The sequence below is a fragment of the Rothia sp. 11273D007AR genome (assembly GCF_053547255.1).
On record NZ_JBPPWJ010000004.1, the window covers coordinates 125124 to 142393 of the forward strand.

The 17270-nt window shown below is 57.8% G+C and carries 12 protein-coding genes and 1 riboswitch; of the genes, 3 read left to right on the forward strand and 9 right to left on the reverse strand.

All coding sequences use genetic code 11. From position 1 onward, the window contains the following. Positions 1-4: 4 nt before the first annotated feature. From pglX to ACED88_RS03460, 4 genes are all read right to left on the reverse strand, one after another. A complete protein-coding gene (pglX, locus tag ACED88_RS03445) occupies positions 5-3565 on the reverse strand; it encodes a BREX-1 system adenine-specific DNA-methyltransferase PglX (protein WP_449108712.1) in 3561 nt (1186 codons plus the stop codon). A gap of 101 nt (positions 3566-3666) precedes the next feature. Then, positions 3667-7230: a BREX system P-loop protein BrxC gene (gene brxC, locus ACED88_RS03450; RefSeq protein ID WP_449108713.1), complete on the reverse strand. Its 3564-nt coding sequence runs from the start codon at positions 7228-7230 to the stop codon at positions 3667-3669. Then, the gene (locus tag ACED88_RS03455) at positions 7230-7817 is read right to left on the reverse strand and encodes a BREX protein BrxB domain-containing protein (RefSeq protein ID WP_449108714.1); all 588 of its coding nucleotides are present in this window, start codon (positions 7815-7817) and stop codon (positions 7230-7232) included. Before ACED88_RS03455 ends, brxC begins: the two co-directional genes overlap by 1 nt. A 1-nt stretch (position 7818) precedes the next feature. Beyond that, positions 7819-8427 (reverse strand): DUF1819 family protein, encoded by a 609-nt coding sequence (locus ACED88_RS03460; RefSeq protein ID WP_449108715.1) that lies wholly within the window; start codon positions 8425-8427, stop codon positions 7819-7821. 187 nt (positions 8428-8614) lie between these two features. On the opposite strand from ACED88_RS03460, the gene ACED88_RS03465 reads away from it, so the two are divergent. Continuing rightward, a complete protein-coding gene (locus ACED88_RS03465; RefSeq protein ID WP_449108716.1) occupies positions 8615-9844 on the forward strand; it encodes a multidrug effflux MFS transporter in 1230 nt (409 codons plus the stop codon). Positions 9845-9862: 18 nt separating this feature from the next. Here the strand turns inward: ACED88_RS03465 and ACED88_RS03470 are convergent, their stop codons facing one another. The 4 genes from ACED88_RS03470 to ACED88_RS03485 form a co-directional block, all read right to left on the reverse strand. Further along, entirely contained in the window at positions 9863-10744 is an 882-nt protein-coding gene (locus ACED88_RS03470) for an aminotransferase class IV (protein WP_449108035.1), read from the reverse strand. 244 nt (positions 10745-10988) lie between these two features. After that, a complete protein-coding gene (locus ACED88_RS03475; protein ID WP_449108717.1) occupies positions 10989-11789 on the reverse strand; it encodes an energy-coupling factor transporter transmembrane component T family protein in 801 nt (266 codons plus the stop codon). Then, positions 11779-13380: an ABC transporter ATP-binding protein gene (locus ACED88_RS03480; protein ID WP_449108718.1), complete on the reverse strand. Its 1602-nt coding sequence runs from the start codon at positions 13378-13380 to the stop codon at positions 11779-11781. The genes ACED88_RS03475 and ACED88_RS03480 overlap by 11 nt, the downstream gene beginning before the upstream one ends. Before the next feature lie 15 nt (positions 13381-13395). Further along, positions 13396-14013 carry an ECF transporter S component gene (locus ACED88_RS03485; protein ID WP_449108033.1) on the reverse strand — a complete coding sequence of 206 codons (618 nt, stop codon included), beginning with the start codon at positions 14011-14013 and terminating at the stop codon, positions 13396-13398. Between the two features lie 54 nt (positions 14014-14067). Then, a riboswitch (TPP riboswitch) is annotated at positions 14068-14172 on the reverse strand. Between the two features lie 178 nt (positions 14173-14350). Here ACED88_RS03485 and ACED88_RS03490 point away from each other — a divergent pair. Then, positions 14351-14614, forward strand: coding sequence for a DUF4235 domain-containing protein (locus ACED88_RS03490; protein ID WP_449108032.1), 264 nt, complete (start codon positions 14351-14353; stop codon positions 14612-14614). A gap of 126 nt (positions 14615-14740) precedes the next feature. Continuing rightward, positions 14741-16048 (forward strand): MFS transporter, encoded by a 1308-nt coding sequence (locus tag ACED88_RS03495; RefSeq protein ID WP_449108719.1) that lies wholly within the window; start codon positions 14741-14743, stop codon positions 16046-16048. 12 nt (positions 16049-16060) lie between these two features. Here the strand turns inward: ACED88_RS03495 and ACED88_RS03500 are convergent, their stop codons facing one another. Continuing rightward, entirely contained in the window at positions 16061-17263 is a 1203-nt protein-coding gene (locus ACED88_RS03500) for a hypothetical protein (protein WP_449108720.1), read from the reverse strand. Positions 17264-17270 lie beyond the last annotated feature (7 nt).

The following is a 17270-nucleotide window of genomic DNA, read 5'->3' on the forward strand; positions in this document are numbered from 1 at the left end:
CTTTCTAGATGGAGTGGAGGGCTCCTCCAAAGAGGGGGTAGTTGTGGGCGACGCCGTTATCCAGGTCGATGTGGATATTCTCAACGGCTAGGGGGTAGAGCACACGGTCTTGGTAGTCGGTGAGCTCTTTGAGGGTCTTGGCGAGCGCGTCGTCCTCTTTTTGGGCCCGGGTTGCTTCGCGGCCTTGGCCGTGGGCGATGGCGTATTGGAGGTGCTCCCGGTTGGCGGTGAGTTTGTCCATGTAGGGGCGGAGGTAGTCGTTAAGGACGGTGCTGACGGTGGCCGGGGTATAGCGGTGCATGTAGACCAGGGCTTTGAAGCTGCCCTTGCTGTTGCCGGTGGATGAGAACATCCAGTAGATGGGCCGCTTGGAGTAGCGTTTGAGGTGGTCCTTGTAGAAGTCGTCGGTGAAGTATTTGCGCACGCTCTTGCCGAGGGTTGCTTCGATGTAGGTGAGGTTGGCCTCGAGGTTTTCTTCGCCGAAGGCTTTTTTGAGGAAGGCCCGGAATTTGGCGACGATGTCGTCCTCGAAGCGGTCGTCGGCTAGGACGGGGATGACGTTGTCTTCGTCGGGGATGAAGGTGGGCGTGTCGGTGCCAACCTTGGCCAGGTAGTCGGCCAGGGTTTCGCCATGGTTGGCTAGGATGAGGCCGGGGGCGTCGAGGGAGTAGCGGCCGAAGAGGACGCCAACGAAGTAGGAGATGAGGTCCTTGACGGAGTCCTGGCTGTACTTGGTTAGGAGTTCATCTCGCTCAAGGCCCGTGCCGTAGCGGGCGTAGGGGTTTTTGAGCAGGGTGACGCGGTCAGCCGGGGTGGTGTGGTCTACTCCGTGGGTGATGCCGTAGGCCTCAGCGACCTTGAGGTTGACCTCGTGTTCCAGCTCTTGCACGCTGGCAACGGTTGCCAGGGCCTGCTCGAAGTCCTGGGTGATGAGGTCGGCAAGGGTACCGGTGCCAGTGCTGGTAGCCAGCTGGCAGAGGGCATTGACGGTGAAGTTCCAGGAGTTCTCAGAGGAATCCCAATCGTGGCGGTGAATGTCGATGAGTTTATCAACCGGCTCGTTAATTCCGGGAGTCTCTTTGAAAGGCATATTTGCGATGGTTCCAACTTCAAGGTTCAGAGTTGGAGCGATTGAAGAGCATAAGTGCCTTAAGAGAGATGAGTTTAGAACCCCTACAAGATTTTTTTGTTTTACTTCAGAAGCAAATATAGACGGGCCAGCGCCATCAACTAAAAATCCTTGTGGGTAATATCGAAAGGAGGATTCACCGCTACCAACCGCAGACCACGAAACTGATGGTAGAAAGTAGAATTTGGGGTTACGTATAACAGTTTTAGGCCTGTTGTCCAGTAGCTCTTTACCGTCGTCTTCCCAATTCACCAGATGGGACTGATTGCCATACCACTTACGGAAAGTTCCCCCCTTATTATAAGGGAACCAACGTTTGCCCGACTCTTGCGAAGCCTCGCGGGATTCACACGCACGACCAAAATTAAAATTACTGATTTCATGCCAATAACGCACAAATCGTCCGTTATCCCCCGTGCTTATACCTTTTTTGACGTTCGCAGATTCTGAAAGAGGTTTTAAAACCCTAAAAGCTGCTAGCATCTCATCGGTTAGCCAGTAGACCAGGGCCTGGTCTGGAACCTTCAGCAAGTCTGTTTGCTTGACCTCAAACTGCTTCTCAGCCTCGGCAAAGAACCTCTGGCGAATCACCTCAACCGAGCGCACCTCAACATGCTGGTCATAAAGCTTCCGATAAATACCACCTGCGCTCGCAGAAGGTTCACTATTCTGAATGATAAAAGCAACAGAACCAAAATCAGACCCGAAGATACCACGCCCCAGATGGGCAAGAGTCGTTACCTGTAGGTCCTTCAGCAAGTGGGCACGGTAATTTTTGAAAGATGACAGGAACATCCACGAAGGTAGATCAATCATGCCCCAATAGGCAGATTTTTTGCCAAGAGTTTCTGCCCGCTCCATAAAAGCAGTCATCAAATCGGCCGCCGTATCAGGATAGTTTTCCTTCAGCCAAGCTGTCATCATAGGCGACATATTCTTGGAACCCATATAGGGCGGATTAGCCACCACAGCTACGTAAGTCGCCGAAAGCAGTTCAGCCTGGCGCAGCACCAGACGCGCCTTCTCCCTCAGCTCAGCCAACTCATCCAGCAAAAGCCCAGAATCAGCGTCCACCTCCCCCACAAAGGCCCCAACATGCTCACGCACCACCTGCAAGACAGCAGCATCCGGGCGAATCAGAGAACCAAACACATCAGCGCTCTCAAACTGGTTCCAGAACCCAGCAAAAACATCGGCATCCACCTGGATCAGCCCGCCATCCACCGCATGATCAGCAGCGAAATCAAAGCCCTCCCCCAGGCTCCTCAACTCCTCACCCGTAAAAGACACCTTCTGCAGCACACAAATCTGTGGGGCCACCACACGGGTCGGACGCAAGAAACGGCGGTAACGCTCGCGGGCCTTCATCGTCAAAGCAAAAGCAGCCAAAGCACCGGCCCGCTCGTCCAACTCCAAACCCACCAGGTTCTTAGCCAGAATCAAACCCGGAATATCAGCCTCAGCATACCCAGCCTCACAATACATCTCATAGAGCAGGTCAAAAGCATAGGTCAGCATATGGCCAGAACCCACCGCCGGGTCCAGAACCGTCAGCTCCTCCGGCGAACTAATGCGCACAAAGTCCTGAACAGCCTCCAAACCGCCCACCGGCTCCACAAAATATTCCATCTGCTCCCGCAGGGCAGAACCCGGGTTATTCAACAGCCAGGTACGCCCCACCGTATTCTGCACCAGATAACGCACAATCCAGTTCGGCGTAAACAGCTGGGTCGCCGCAGGAATCTCAGCGGCCCCCGCCTTCTTCCCCTTCTTAAAACCGTCGAAGACCTCGTCCTTACGCTCAGCAATATAGAACTGGTACAGCCAGCCAATCACCTCAACGTCCTGGCACATCTCCACCGTCATGGTCTGGGCAATCTTACGCACTACAGAATGAGCGGCCAAGAGGTTAGCCGGAAGAAGCAAACTGCTCACATCATCAGCATCCGGGAACATCGCCGGAACCCAGGTCTGAAAATACCGGGCATACTCATCCACCAGCAAAGCAAAAACATCAGAATAAGGATCCTGAGACCGGGCCGCCCCGCTCACAATATCCCGGATCTTTCCAGCCACCCCCCGAGACTTCACAATGCTCTCATCAATCATGCCAGCAAAAGCATCCGAAACCACCTGGGGAGGGGCCTGCATAGGATCAACCCCCTCAGCCGGCGACACCACCCCCACCGGGGAGTAACCCCTAGCGTCCATAAACCTCATCGCTACCAGGCGGTTAAACCACAGGTAGGTCACCCGCTCAATCACAGCCGCCCGTGACGACTCAGCAATTGCCCGCTCCAGCTTCCCCACCAGAACAGGGAAATCCAGACGTTCATTAGACCCCTGAATAAGCACAGCATCAAGCCGAGCTGCCACCCCCTGAGCTAGCTCCCGACGGGTCTCAGCCGCAAAATTCTTCAACACTGAAGTATCCACACATACACCTTTACTCTGAATCAAAACTTACTTCTCATTAAAACAAAAGCGGGCGTTGAACACGCGGTCAGCGTCCAGCGCCCGCTGCCTCTCAGGTAGGGCTAGAAGAGCATAACGTAGCGGCCCTCAGCCACAGCCCGTTCAAGATCCTGCCTCAAGAGGCTCACGTAGGAATCGATATCAGCCGAAGAACGCAAGACCTGGGGGGCACCCTCAGGCTTCATCAGCTGACCAATCTGCACCGGAGCCGCTACCTGTTGGGCTGCCTGCTCAGGAAGGTTCTGGGAAGGCTCACTGGGTTCAACCTCCCCCTGAGCCGGCTGACGCTCTACAGGTTCAACAATAGGAGCCTCCGCTGAGGCAGCCAACAGCTCCCGCACCAGAGCAGGAATCCTGGTCTGCCTAAATTCTTGGGCCACCGACTGAATCAGGGGAATAAAAGCTTCTTCCATGATGCGCCGTTGGATTCCTTGGAACTCCTGATCAACTCGTTCCCGCAGGTCCTCGGTAGCCTGCGACCACTCCGGCAGGGTTTCAAGTTCCTGCCGTCCCAGCCCCAGATCCTCCAAAGCCTGGCTCCTCGCCCCCTGCTTCGCCAGATCAATCTTCTCGTTCAAGTCACCTGTCAACTGCTGAATCAGCTTGGTGTCAAAGCAGTTTTCCCTTGCCAAGGCGGATTTCAGCGGGGTAATCGCCGAAGCAGGAACAGACGCAAGATTCACCCTCTCACGTTCCAACAGCTGGGTAGCCCGGTCATAGTCCTTCCGTTGCTGCCCCCTCATAAAGCTCCTCACAGGAGCTAGCACGCTCTCAACCTCATCCAGCAGGCTTTCCAAGCCCTCCCGCTGGCTAAAAAGAACCACCGGGGTAGCCCCATACTGCTTAAACTCCCCCAGGGTCACCTGCAGAGGGCGAAGCAACGGAGTAAAGGGGTAGGGCTCGTTCTCCAGCTGGGCCACTTCAGCCGATACAGCCTCAAGTCGTGTCAAGGCGTAGACAGCCAAATCTTCACCGCTCTCAAAAGCGGGAAGATTCTCATGCGGCTCAAGTTCGTGCAAAAAATCCCGCAGAGAACGAATCTGCTCCTCTGGAATCTGGCGGGTCACCTTCAGCCACAACACATCAAACCCTGTAGCCTTCGTCAGGACTTCAGCAACCTGGGTTCGCTTCAAAGGGCGGCTATCTTTACTCACCGTCACCTTGCCCTCAGATACCAATAGGGCAAGAACAGCACGGGACGAGAGGGAATCCCAACCGTAGGGGCTCCCCTCAAAGTGGCTAATCAGCCTAGCAACATTGAGGCTCTCGTTCTGTTTACGGGTAATCGCCCCCAGCATTGTCTCGGCGGCCACCGCCATCGAACGCTGAGTTTCAATGCCCTCAAGGGTCTCTTCAGAACTCAAGATGGACCGAATCGTTGCCTCAGTCGCCCGGGTGCTCCCCAACTGGCCCAACTGCGAATACACCCGCCCTACCAAACGAGAAAAGGCAAGCTCTACTCGGCCCTTAGCTGTTGGAGCAGAAATATCCATCAGCTCAGAACCATTATCGAACAGAGCAGAATCAAGAATAGCTTTCTCAATCCGCCCCTTCAGCTCCCGCCCTCGGATCTGGTTAATCTGAACCTTCATATTCAAGGCCCGGGTGGCATCTTCAGTAACAGAACTACCCTGGGTACGTTTCACATATTTATTGGTCTGAACATACAGACGAATATCGTGAACCAGCCGCTCATCAGGCCTCAGCATCACCACAAGCTCTTGTTTTCCTACGCTGTGCCCGCGCAAGGCCTCAAAATTATCGTAGAACTCATAGAGGGGGGTCAAAAAGTTAATGCTGAGATCCTGTGTCCGGCCTACAGACGTATTATCAATCTTGAGTGTATAGGGAAAATCCCGCCCCGTGGCAGCATCACGAATTTTTGTACCGGCCAGAATCGACGCGATGTTCTGATGATACTCCTTCAGCTCCTCGCCCGGATCCAGCTCAACATTCTTAATCTTCTGTTCAATATCCTTCTCAGCATCGGTCAGATACTCATAGAGCTCCCCCTTACGCTGGATAAAACTACGCTGCTCCAAATCCTGCAAAGCATGTTTTACCCGGGCCTGCACAACCGAAAGATCAGAATTGAAGCCCTCATACATGAGAACCACCAGATTATGTTCAGAAGCCTTAAACTCATCAACGTACTTGACCAAGAACAGGGCCTTGAGCAACTGGGCCGCAAAAGCATCAAGCTCCACCTCAGCAGCAGCAATCTGACGCACAATCGATGACCGAAGAGAATTCTTAATCCCTTCAAACATGCGGTCAAAACTAACCGTCGAGCCAACCTCTTTCTCAGCAATCTGCCCGGCAACGTCCTGAACGACCCCCAACATTGACCGCTCGCCCACCGACGAATACCGGCCTTCAAAAGCGTTCTGCTGGGAAAGACCCTCAATAGCGTTCTGGAACAAACGGAACTGGTAACCCACAAAGGGATAGATAGCTACAAAATGGCTTTCATCCTTGTAATTACCAAAAGCCCGTGAACCATCATGGAAATCAAACAAGGTCTTAAGATTCTGATGCTGCTGTGAGTAAAGGGCCTTCACCTCAGCTACACCCTCATCGTTCTTACGCAACAGACGCTTACTAATAACCTCTTCAACGTCCTGGCTAGAAAGCTTCAAACGGGCCTTAAAACGGGCCTGAATCTTAGAGAAATCATTCGTTTGCTGCTTCGTCTGGTCACCCAGAACCGCGTCCATGCTCTCCTGCGACGTCACAAAAACCCAAGAACGCCCCTCACAGACAGTCATCAGAGTCTCAGCAACCGTCTGGAGCTTCAGCATCAGCTTCACATTATTGGCAATAAACTGCCCCACTTCATCAGCAAAGAAGTTAATCCGGTACCGGGAATCCTCACGGCGGTCTAGCCAGTCCTTGACGTTCTGGGCAAAATCTTCAACGGTAACGCTGTAGTTATCGCTGTACTGGGTCAGAATCTGAACAGGATCAGTTTCTGATGCCCCCTGCAAGCGGGCATACGCAACAGCCGCATTATGTTCCTCCAAGAAACTATGGCTACGCCCCTCCTCCCAAGGCAACCCTGCAACTTCGGCATAAATATCCTTGAACCGGCCAAGTTCCCCCCGCGCGTCCAAGTCCCTCTCAAACTGGGCCACATGGGGCATCCGACCAAAGTAACCACAGGCCTCATCAAAAACCCTCACAAAAACAGCTAGCAGAGCATCATCGCCCTTCTCCACCGAGTTGCTGGCCTTCTGGTCAATATTGAAGAGAATACTCGTTGCCGGAATCCCAGCCGAGCGGCTGATAGCCCCCTCCAAGGTCAATTCATCAGCTTCACGAGCTTTCTGACAAAAAGCATCAACAGCCACAGCCCGATCAAACTCATGCTGCGGAACAGTGCCCAACAGGTGCGCTAGCATCTTCAGCAGGTGGGACTTACCAGACCCAAAGAAGCCAGAAATCCACACACCGTTGCTACCGTCGTTGTTGTTATAGCTATCCAGTAGATTCTCAACAGCATGTGCGGCTTCCGCCGTTAAAACGTACTCTTCAACCTCAACGCCCAGCTGCTTCGTATCATCAGCTTTGATAACACCCTCAATAGAACGCTGAATATCCTTCGCAAAAAGATTATTAATCTGCATTACAAACCTGCCCTTATCATTTCCTCGATATTCTTAGCCCGGTAGTAGCTATCACTAGCGGCTATATTCAACACCTTCAGCTCGTACCCACGAGCCTCATTCTTGGTGTACTGACCTGGGAACCACAGCACCAAAGGTACCGGCGGCATATGAATCTGTAGGGCCTCCAGAAGAGCATGAGTACGGATAAAGGGGAAGACAGCCCCGATACCGTGCACAATCACAAGCCTATGGTCAATCGACCGCGCAGCTATCCGCGGAGCAATCATCGTCTCCACATCAAGCATGCTCTGCAAGCCAGCAGTAAACTTTGACTTAGTCTTCTGCCGAGGTTCTGCTTTAAGCACAGGATTCAGCAGACCTCTTTCTTCCAAGAGCTCAAGACATAGGTCAAAGAGATTAATCGTCACGACATCAATACCGTCTTGCCGCAGGTGCCCGCTCACGAGACGCAAGGACTTTTCCGCGTTCAGCGCATCTGTGGGGTCAAAGGGATAAATGAAGAAAGGAACCTCATTGCTCAGCCCCCTCATCGTAAGAAAACTTTCGCTCCCCAAAAGAGTTATCAGCTCCTGATCAGTTGCCATGCTATGCACCGCCTTCAAAAGTAGGTAAAAAACGGGCCGTAGACCCTGGCTCTGCCCCGTCAAACAGCCTGAGCAGTTCAGCAGACGGAAAAACCATCGAGATCAGTCCAGCATCATTGACCAAATCAGCTCCCCCCAGCATCTTAAAAATGACCGACCGCAATTTCTTCTGGGTTAGCTCCGTCAGCTCTTCTAGTTCCTCATGCCAAAACATTTTCTGGGCTACGAACCGGTCGTAGTCTTCGTGAGTCAGCACATAGTCGTGAAGCAGGAACTTCTGCCGGACCACGTCCTCAGCAAACTCCCCGATAAAGGTATAGCGGCGGCAAATAGCAACCCAGACAGCGAGCTTTTGGTCAGCAGCTGAAGCATCTGCCAGGAACCCTAACTGGTCATCAGTCAGCACTTTCAGGCGCCCCACGACCTCAGCCGTGTACCTTTTCAAACTCGACTCAGCCGCTGCCTGAATCGAATTGTTCTCCACCACGTACTGTCGAGTAGCTTCCCAATCCCGAACCTCACCATAAACCCTAGCTACCGCCAAGGACTCATTAAGCATCAAAGCCCCGGCACTAAAAGAAAGCAGGTACCGGCCCGCGTTTTCCCCCATCAACCCTCAATCTTTCTTGCAGTAAAAAGTCTCTGAAATTAATCCTAGAGCACGCACTGATATTTTCAGCGGTAGATCATATTTTTTCATTTCTGCAACATCACATTAGTTTCCCTATCAAATAAGAAACCAGCGAGCGTAGAATGGACGGGTTGAAAACCGCCCCTCAGAGGAAGGCCCACCACCGATGACCTCAGCCGCCGCACCTAATCGGGGCCTGCCGCCGATTGCAATTATTACCCTGGCGTCACTCACCGCTGTGGGCCCGCTGGCCATTGATATGTACCTGGCAGCACTCCCGGCTATCGCGGTTGATCTAGGTACCACTACCGCTTACGCCCAGCTGACTCTGACCGCCTTCATGGTGGGTATGGGTACCGGGCAGTTCATCGTGGGGCCGCTTTCAGACAAGACCGGGCGCCGTCTGCCCCTGCTCATCGGTGTAACCCTCTGCGCCCTCTCGGCCCTGGTCTGCGTCTTTGCGCCTACCATTGAGCTGTTTATTGCGGCCCGTTTCGTGATGGGCTTTACCGGCTCCATCGGCATGGTGCTAGCCCGAGCTATCGTGGCCGATTCCACCAGCGGCCTGCAGACCGCCCGCCTGATGGGCATCATGATGATGATTAACGGCATCGCCCCGGTCGCTGCCCCGCTCATCGGCGGCTTCGTGCTGGCTCACGGTACCTGGCGCGATATTTTCAAGGTCATTAGCGTCATTATCGCTATTTCCCTGGTGCTGGTTCTATTCTTCATCAAGGAGTCCCTACCGGCAGACAGGCGTCGTACCGGCTCCCTGCTCTCAGCCTATGCCGGCATTATCGAGGTGGCCCGAATCCGCCGCTACCGGGGGTTCATGCTGACCATGGTTCTGGCCTTCGGTGCCCTCTTTAGCTATATCTCCGGCTCGCCCTACCTGCTGCAAAACGTCATGGGTCTGAGCGAAACCCACTTCACCTACGTCTTTGGCCTGAACTCCCTGGCCATCGTCCTTGCCTCCACCGTGATGACCTCCCTGGTAGGCAAGATTGCCCTGCGCAAGCTCCTCGTCGTTGGCACCAGCTCCCTGCTGACCGTCAGCCTGCTCCTGCTGGGCTACTTCCTACTGGGCACCCCCTCGCTTGTTCCCACCATGGTTCTGCTATTTGCCTTCACAGCCTCGGTCGGCATGGTCTTTGGTAACGCCTCAGCCCTGGCCCTGGGCGAAGCCCGCCATATTGCGGGCTCCGCGAGCGCCCTGCTCGGCACCGTACAGGCTCTGATGGGTGGCCTAGCCTCACCCCTGGTTGCCCTGGGCGGCAGCAGCGCCTATCTGCCCATGGCCTGCGCGATGGTGGGGTTTGCAGCCCTCAGCGCTCTGAGCCTGGCCACTACGCCGCGGGCCGAGAGCGATTACGCGATTGACCGACCCAAACCCTAGCGAGTATCTACCCCACCGTTAACCGCGCGCCAGGTAGCCCAGCAGTTCTTCGGTTAGTTCCTTATCGGTGGCCACGGGGGTTCCGTTGAGGTGGGTAACCGGCGCCAGTAGACGCACCGAGGACGCCAGCCACACGGCGTCCGCCTCCAGCAGGTCCTGGGGGTAGAGGGGCCCGTAGCCGAGCTCCCACCCGGCGGCGCGAGCACCCGCAAAGATAGCGCCCTGGGTTGTGCCGGGCAGAATACCGTGGGCCGGTTCGGGAGTGTAGAGCACCTTCTTCTGCCCCTCGGTCTTGGCAACGATCACCGAGGAGGTTGCCCCCTCAAGAATGCGGCGGTCGTCGGTCACCCAGATGGCGTCGTCCGCACCGTGTTTGCCCACATAGCGCAGTACCGACATGTTGATGGCGTAGGAGAGGGTCTTGGCTCCGGCCAGGAGCCAGGGATAGGCAGAGTCTTCGGCCGGGTCGTGGCCGCGCGGCAGGAGCATAGCTCGCACCCCCTGCTCGCGCTGACGCAGAATCGTGGGTGAGGACGGGGCCACGGTCACCCAGGCGTGGGGGCCGGCTTCAACGGTACCGCGAGAGATGATGATTTTGACGGTGTGCTCTTCACCCAGCACGGTCTGGGGCCCCTGGGCAGCGGCGTCGACGGCTAGCTGCACGGCAGCCCGCAGATTATCTTCAGCGGGCAGGGGCAGGTCGAGTAGGCGGGCGGAACCGGCCAGACGGGTCAGGTGGGCTTCAAATTTACGGACGCGGCGGTTAGCGGCCAGCATGGTTTCAAAGACGCCGTCGCCACGGGTCAGCCCCTGGTCTTCGATGTTGATGAGGGGGGCGGTGGCGTCAGCCAGCTCACCGGCGGGGTTTTCTTGGGTTAGCATCACAACGGTTGTAGTCATACTTCCAAGCCTAACCCTTAACGCTGATGCTCCCGCGGCAACCTGGCGTTAGGGGTTGCGGGGCGGGAGCACCTGATGCGAGCACCGCATACGATGCGAGCGTACTTCGAGCCCTCTGGTCGGGGGCTCGAAGATATCGACCCAGGTCTACCAGACGTGGGGCTAGGTGACAGGGTACACACTTTCACTCTAACGCGGGCGGTGGGGCTTTCTCAAAGATTTTTGGACTTTTTAGGTCATATTTTTACTGCCACACCCAGGTGAGGGTGCCAGCAAGACCCGATGTCACGTAGCCGATGATGAGCGTTCCCAGACAGCACAGCAGGAAGGTCGAATCGTCCCTGCTATAGACGGGGACGCGGGCCCAGGTGCGGGGCCCGGCACCGAAGCCGCGGGCTTCCATGGTGACAGCCAGGCGGGTGCCACGCCGGATAGCCTGCACCAGCAGGGCAAAGGTCTGCCCGACCAGGGTGCGGACGCGGCGGAGCAGGGAGTCGCTTGCCCCCAGCCCGCGGGCCCGCCGTGCCTGCCCCAGGGTATGCCATTCGCTGAACATGAGCCCTAGCAGGCGCAGAGCGGCCAGGGCTGCCAGGACAAAGCGGGCTGGCAGTTTAGCCGTCTGCGCCAGGGAGTCACCCAGGTGGGTGGGGTCGGTGGTGGTGATGAGCAAGAGGCTGGGAAGAATCAGAGCCAGGCCACGAACCATCAGGGAGATACCCATGGCAAGGGAGTCGGTGGTAATCCAGATGAACCCCACCTGGAGCACCGTCTCCCCCGTTTTATCGGCGATCAGTGAGGTGGACCAGCCGGTGAGCAGGGTGCCAATCAGCAGGGGCCAGAAACGGGCCAGCAGGGCGAACGGCTGTACGCCCCAGGCTTTGAGCAGGGCCAGTTCAAGAGCAAAGACCACCAGGGCGGTGCCCCAGTCTTTGATGAGTAGCAGCCCTATCGATAGCAGGAAGGTAGCCAGCAGTTTGGTGCCCGCGTTGAGCTTTCCGGCGCGGCTACGGTGGGCAGGGCCTAGCGCGAAAAGGTCAAGAGCCATAGGTAGGTTCCGCTTTCTGCAGGGTCAGGCGCGTACCGCCGAGGGCAGCTACATAGTCTGTATCGTGGGTTACCGATATAACGGCAAGCCCCCGGTCGAGAAGTTCTTTGATGAGGGTGACGAGCTCGGCCCAGGTGGTGGCGTCCTGCCCAAAGGTAGGTTCATCAAGCACCAGCACAGCCGGTTCGGTGGCCAGGGCTGTGGCTACCGACAGCCGCCGTTTTTCACCGCCTGAGAGGGTGAAGGGGTTGGCATCGGCCAGGTCGGTAAGGCGCAGGCGGGCAAGGAGCTCATCGGTGCGGGCAGCCAACCGGTCTTCATCAATCTTCTCCTTGCGCACACGGGCCAGGTGCCGGGGGCCAAACTCTAGTTCTGCGCGCACGGTGGGGGCAAGGAACTGTTGTTCCGGCTCCTGGAAGACCAGACCGATACGGTCGGCTAGCTCGGCAGCGGGCCAGCTAGCCGGGTCGGAGCTACGGTGCCGGGCGGGTAGACCCGCGGTGAGTGCCTCGTGGGCATAGACCTGCCCCGCAGCCGGGTAGATCAGCCCGGCAAGGGTCAGCGCCAGGGTCGACTTCCCGGCCCCGTTGGGCCCCAAAAGAGCCAGGTGCTCCCCAGACGAAAGGGTCAGGTTGATTCCACTAGCTAAGGTGGGCAAATCGAGGGTAGGCACCTGCCCCGCAGCGATAGCGCGGGAGCGCTCCTTGCGCTGGCGACGGGTAGGTAGCTGCCGGGTCAGGCTTACCTCGCGGGCCTCAAGCAGCGGGGAGGGCTCGTCCGTACCCTGCCCGGGGCGGACGTCCGCCCCCACCTGCCCTGCCCGGGGCGGGTGGGGCACATAGCCGGGCACCCACACCCCACCGGCAATGAGCTGGTCGCGGGCCTGTTCCAGCACCTGCGCAGGCGGGCCGTCGAAGCTGATACCGCCCTGAGCATCGAGCACCAGCACCCGGTCAACGTGCTCTGCCCAAATACCAACCCGGTGTTCAATAACCACCAGGGTAGCGCCCGATGCGGCAGCGGCGGCCAGGACGGCGTCGCGCACCTCAAGCACACCCGCCGGGTCGAGGTTGGCGGTGGGTTCGTCCAGGAGCAGGGCACCGGGGTGCATAGCCAAGATACCGGCTAAGCCCAGCCTCTGCTTCTGCCCGCCAGAGAGAGCCGATGTGGAACGGTCAAGGGGCAGGGAGCCCAAACCGACGGCGTCCAGGGCCCAGGTCACCCGGTCCCAGATATCCTCGCGGGGTACCCCCAGGTTCTCAGGCCCGAAGGCCACGTCATCGCCTACCCGCGCCAGTACCACCGAGCTTTCGGGGTCCTGCTGCATGAGCCCGCAGACCCCGCGGGCCTCGGTGGGGGGCTGCCCGTTGACGGTCAGCTGCCCCAGCTGGGTTTGGTCGTCCTCATCAACAAGCAGACCCGCCATGGCGTGCAGCAGAGTCGATTTGCCCGCGCCAGAAGGGCCCACCAGGAGTACCTTCTGTCCCGGGGCAATCTCAAAGTTCAGCCCCGAAAAGGCAGGGGTAGCCCGCCCGGGGTGGTGCCAGCCGAAATTACGGGCCACAAAGCGGGCCCCCTGCTCTATCTGCACGCGCTTGCCCCTGGTCTAGGCCTGGGAACGGGGTGAGGTGCTAGCCCGGCGGCGGGCACGGCCAGCGGCCAAAGAATCGAGCACACCGGTCGTCACCAGGGCGCGGGTGAGAAGCCACGACACCAGACCAGCCAGCAGGGTGCCGGAAATAATGCCGCACACCGCGTAGGTGACAGCCTTGGAGCCTTCAAAGACGCCCGCGTAGTAAATAAAGAGCTCAGAAATACTCATAAAGGCACCGGCAGAAGCACCCGCTAGCAGGGCGGTGCCCAGGTTCCAGACGCGGTAGGCAAAGAGCAGGAAGACCAGCTCAGTGCCCAGACCCTGGATAATGCCGGAGATAATGATCGCAACAGAGTAGCTACTGCCCAGCAGCATAGAAATCACCGCAGCCAGCAGCTCGGTGTAGAGGGCAGCGCCGGGCTTACGGATGATATAACCGCCAAGGACGCCCGCGATCAGCCAGGTACCGCCCACCAGCGAGGCGTACTCGGGGGCCAGGGCCAAGGCGGTTTGGGCCATGTTGTAGCCGCCGTTATTCCAGGCCCAGAAGAGCACAGCGCAGGCAACAGCCAGCACAGAGGCTACTACGATATCGTTAACGCGCCATGTCAGCGCAGTTTTCTTAGACATAAGCCTTCCTTTGGTGTGGTACAGCAAAGGGGGCATGCACAGGCAGGCGACAGCCTGCCGTTCTTTTCGACTCCCTAGCGCCGGTACTAACCGGATCAGGTTCGAGGGTCTGCATGTGCACTCTCAGCGCCCCGTGTGGGCGCTCCCCTGTCGTTTCCGCCGTGGGCGGACGTTCCTTCTGAACGCCTTTGTAGTATAGGCAGGTCGGCCCGGCAAAGAAAAGATACAAACTTTTATGACAGAAGCCGCTGCCAGCTGCCCACATTTACACAGTACTGATAGTGTTAGTGCCAGTAGCTCTCTGTAGAGCCTCCATCAGCTACCGAAAGGGAACCTCATGAACCCCCTCATCAAGATCGCAGGAACCGCTGCCTCACTCGGCGGCGTTGCCCTGGCCAACAAGGTCCTGGGTGCAACCTGGACCAAGATCACCGGCAACGAGCCCCCCGCCAATAACCCCGATGACGATGAGCGCTGGCGCGATATCATCCTCTGGTCTTTGATTACCGGCCTGGTCGGCACCATCATCAAGGTCAGCATCACCCGCGCCCAGCACAAGATTGAGGCAAAGGCTGGCTCCGGCTCCCAGGCTGAGGTCTAAACCTAGCTGGCAGACCTTCGCCCAAGGCTGGTTCCCTTCTTCGCTGAAGGGGACCAGCCTTTACTTTTACCCTGACTTAACCGTTTCACGGGCCCAAAGCAGGGGTCGGGCCGATAGCATATAGCCATGACCACACCAGCACCCGGCAGCGCCACCGCTACCGCCCCTGCCTCCCGCTCCACCTTCTTCGCCTGGACCCTGTGGGATGTGGGCAACGCCAGCTTCAACGCGATCATGACAACCTTCGTCTTCACGGTCTACCTCACCAGCTCCAGCTTTGGCAGCACCGAGCACACCTCGGCCGTCCTCTCTGCCGGTCTGACCATCGCCGGTATCTGTATCGCCTTCCTCGCCCCGATCTCGGGTCAGCGGGCAGATGTGACCGGCCGCCGCGGCCTCTGGCTGACCGTCAACAGCCTGCTCCTGGTGCTTCTGATGGTCCTGTGCTTCTTCGTAGCCCCCTCCCCCGACTACCTTATCTGGGGTGTGGCCCTGCTGGCCCTGGGCAACCTGGTCAATGAGTTCGCCGTGGTCAACTACAACGCTATCCTGCCCACTATCTCTACCCGAGATACCATCGGCAAAATGAGCGGAACCGGCTGGGCAGCTGGCTATTTCGGCGGCATTGTAGCCCTGCTCCTTGTGCTCGTGGGGTTCATCTCCCCCGGTCTGCTAGGTATTACGGAGGACGGCGCCCTCAACATCCGTGCCGTGGCCCTCTTCTCGGCGGCCTGGGCTCTTGCTTTCTCTCTGCCCCTGATTCTTAAGGTGCGTTCTCTGCCGCAGGTGGTGCGTCCGGACGCTCCCCGTGTGGGAATCCTTGCCTCCTACAAGCAGCTTATCGCCACCGTCGTCAGGCTCTACCGGCAGGCCCCCACCACCCTCTACTTCCTGGTCTCGTCCGCCGTCTTCCGGGACGGGCTCAACGGTATCTTTACCTTCGGCGGCATGCTCGCGGCAGGGTCTTTTGGTTTTAGCACCAACCAGGTCATTATCTTCGCTATTTTCGGCAATATCGTGGCGGGGGCCGGGGCCATGCTGGGCGGGTTCTTCGATGACCGCTTTGGCCCTAAGCGGGTCATTATCTTCTCCCTGGTAGCCCTCATTGCAGCAGCAGTCCCCCTACTGGTCTGGCCCTCCACCACCATGTTTTGGGTCTGCGGCCTCACCCTGTGTGCCTTCGTTGGCCCTGCCCAGTCAGCGGCCCGCTCCTATCTAGGACGCCTGGTAGAAGCAGGCCAGGAAGGTGAAATCTACGGGCTCTACTCCACCACCGGCCGCGCGGCCAGCTTCTTAGCCCCGGCTCTCTTCGGCCTCTTCGTTACCCTCATGGGCAGCCAAATCTGGGGCATTGTGGGTATTGTTATCGTGCTCCTTGCCGGTCTGCTTCTGATGATTCCAATTAAGGACCCTCAGGTCAGCACAGCCAGGTAGGCTACTGCCGCTCTAGGTTCGGTTATCGGGGCTCGGTGTCTCCGCAGGGCTATCTGGCTGACGGGTTACCTTCAGCATTTGCCCATCAACCATGGCCCGCAGAACTGTGTCGAAATCAAGGCGGGCAATCTCTCCGTAGAGCTCAACCATGGCCGCGTAGATAGTGTCTGCCCGCCGGGGTGTCTCCAAGAAAGACCAGATATCCCAGCCGATAATAGAAACTCGCGAAAGCCGCCCTGAGGTCGTCAGCAAGAAACTATCGCCGATAGCCAAGCCCTCGGTACCGGCAGCCCGCTGGTAGAGCTTTTCGCCGCTGCTACCACCGGTGACAGGTTCAGGGGCACGCAGGTACTCAAAATCTGGTGCGAGCTGCGGAATGTCCAGCCGCCCTGCCAGCAGATCACGGAAGAAGGGCAGAGTCTCAGTAATCTCACTGTAGGTGAGCTTGATAGCTCCGCCCACGCGGTTCAAGAGGCCCGCCAGTTCTGCCAGCCCCTGCGGCATCTGCTGTACCCCCGACGACTGCAAAACAATCGTAAACAGGGCTTCGTCCAGGGGCAGACGTTCCCAGCTTACCGACGCTTGGCCGGTCTTATCCCGGTCAAGGATCACCAAGTGCGAAAGAGTGTAGCTCTGCTCGGGGGCAGCCACCTTGAGACCCCGATGAGCCGGGTCGTACTGGACCTTCGGTGCCTGCTCATCTTCAATCACTGAAAGAGGCTTGGGATAGGGCAGAATACTCAGGTCATCGGTGCTGACCACGGCTGTCTCATCACTGAGATAAGCGAAAGAGGCCCCTAGAACACTGGCTGCTGTGGTCTTACCAGTACCGGAAGCTGCGACCAAGCCTACGGCCTGCCCACTCTCGGGGTCCCCCAGCACAGCGGCGTGCAAGAGGTGCTTACTACCAGCATGGGCCTTGAGCAGGTGCATGGTCACGTGAACCGTTAGGCGCTCTGCCGCAAGTGCCTCATCGGCACTATCTATGGTGGTGGTTTCAATCCCCTTGGGGTAGGCGGTCACGACCTCGGCAGCTGACCGCTGGGTCAGCACGACCAGGCGGACGTCCTCAGCATCAGCATCGGTAACTGGGTCAATAATCTGCGGGGCAAGAGATCCCCAGGCTCGCAGCGATCCCTCCCATAATCGGTCTGAAGCGTCCTCAAAAACCACCAGTACCGGAACATCGGCGGGGTGAAGCAGCAAGCCGCGCATGGGGAGC

Excerpts from the sequence above, each read along its gene's own strand:
- ACED88_RS03495 (WP_449108719.1), top strand. The coding sequence starts at position 14,741 with ATGACCACACCAGCACCCGGCAGCGCCACCGCTACCGCCCCTGCCTCC.
- ACED88_RS03500 (WP_449108720.1), bottom strand. The coding sequence starts at position 17,263 with ATGCGCGGCTTGCTGCTTCACCCCGCCGATGTTCCGGTACTGGTGGTT.
- ACED88_RS03460 (WP_449108715.1), bottom strand. The coding sequence starts at position 8,427 with ATGGGGGAAAACGCGGGCCGGTACCTGCTTTCTTTTAGTGCCGGGGCT.
- ACED88_RS03470 (WP_449108035.1), bottom strand. The coding sequence starts at position 10,744 with ATGACTACAACCGTTGTGATGCTAACCCAAGAAAACCCCGCCGGTGAG.
- ACED88_RS03485 (WP_449108033.1), bottom strand. The coding sequence starts at position 14,013 with ATGTCTAAGAAAACTGCGCTGACATGGCGCGTTAACGATATCGTAGTA.
- brxC (WP_449108713.1), bottom strand. The coding sequence starts at position 7,230 with ATGCAGATTAATAATCTTTTTGCGAAGGATATTCAGCGTTCTATTGAG.
- ACED88_RS03475 (WP_449108717.1), bottom strand. The coding sequence starts at position 11,789 with ATGGCTCTTGACCTTTTCGCGCTAGGCCCTGCCCACCGTAGCCGCGCC.
- ACED88_RS03465 (WP_449108716.1), top strand. The coding sequence starts at position 8,615 with ATGACCTCAGCCGCCGCACCTAATCGGGGCCTGCCGCCGATTGCAATT.
- ACED88_RS03490 (WP_449108032.1), top strand. The coding sequence starts at position 14,351 with ATGAACCCCCTCATCAAGATCGCAGGAACCGCTGCCTCACTCGGCGGC.
- ACED88_RS03455 (WP_449108714.1), bottom strand. The coding sequence starts at position 7,817 with ATGGCAACTGATCAGGAGCTGATAACTCTTTTGGGGAGCGAAAGTTTT.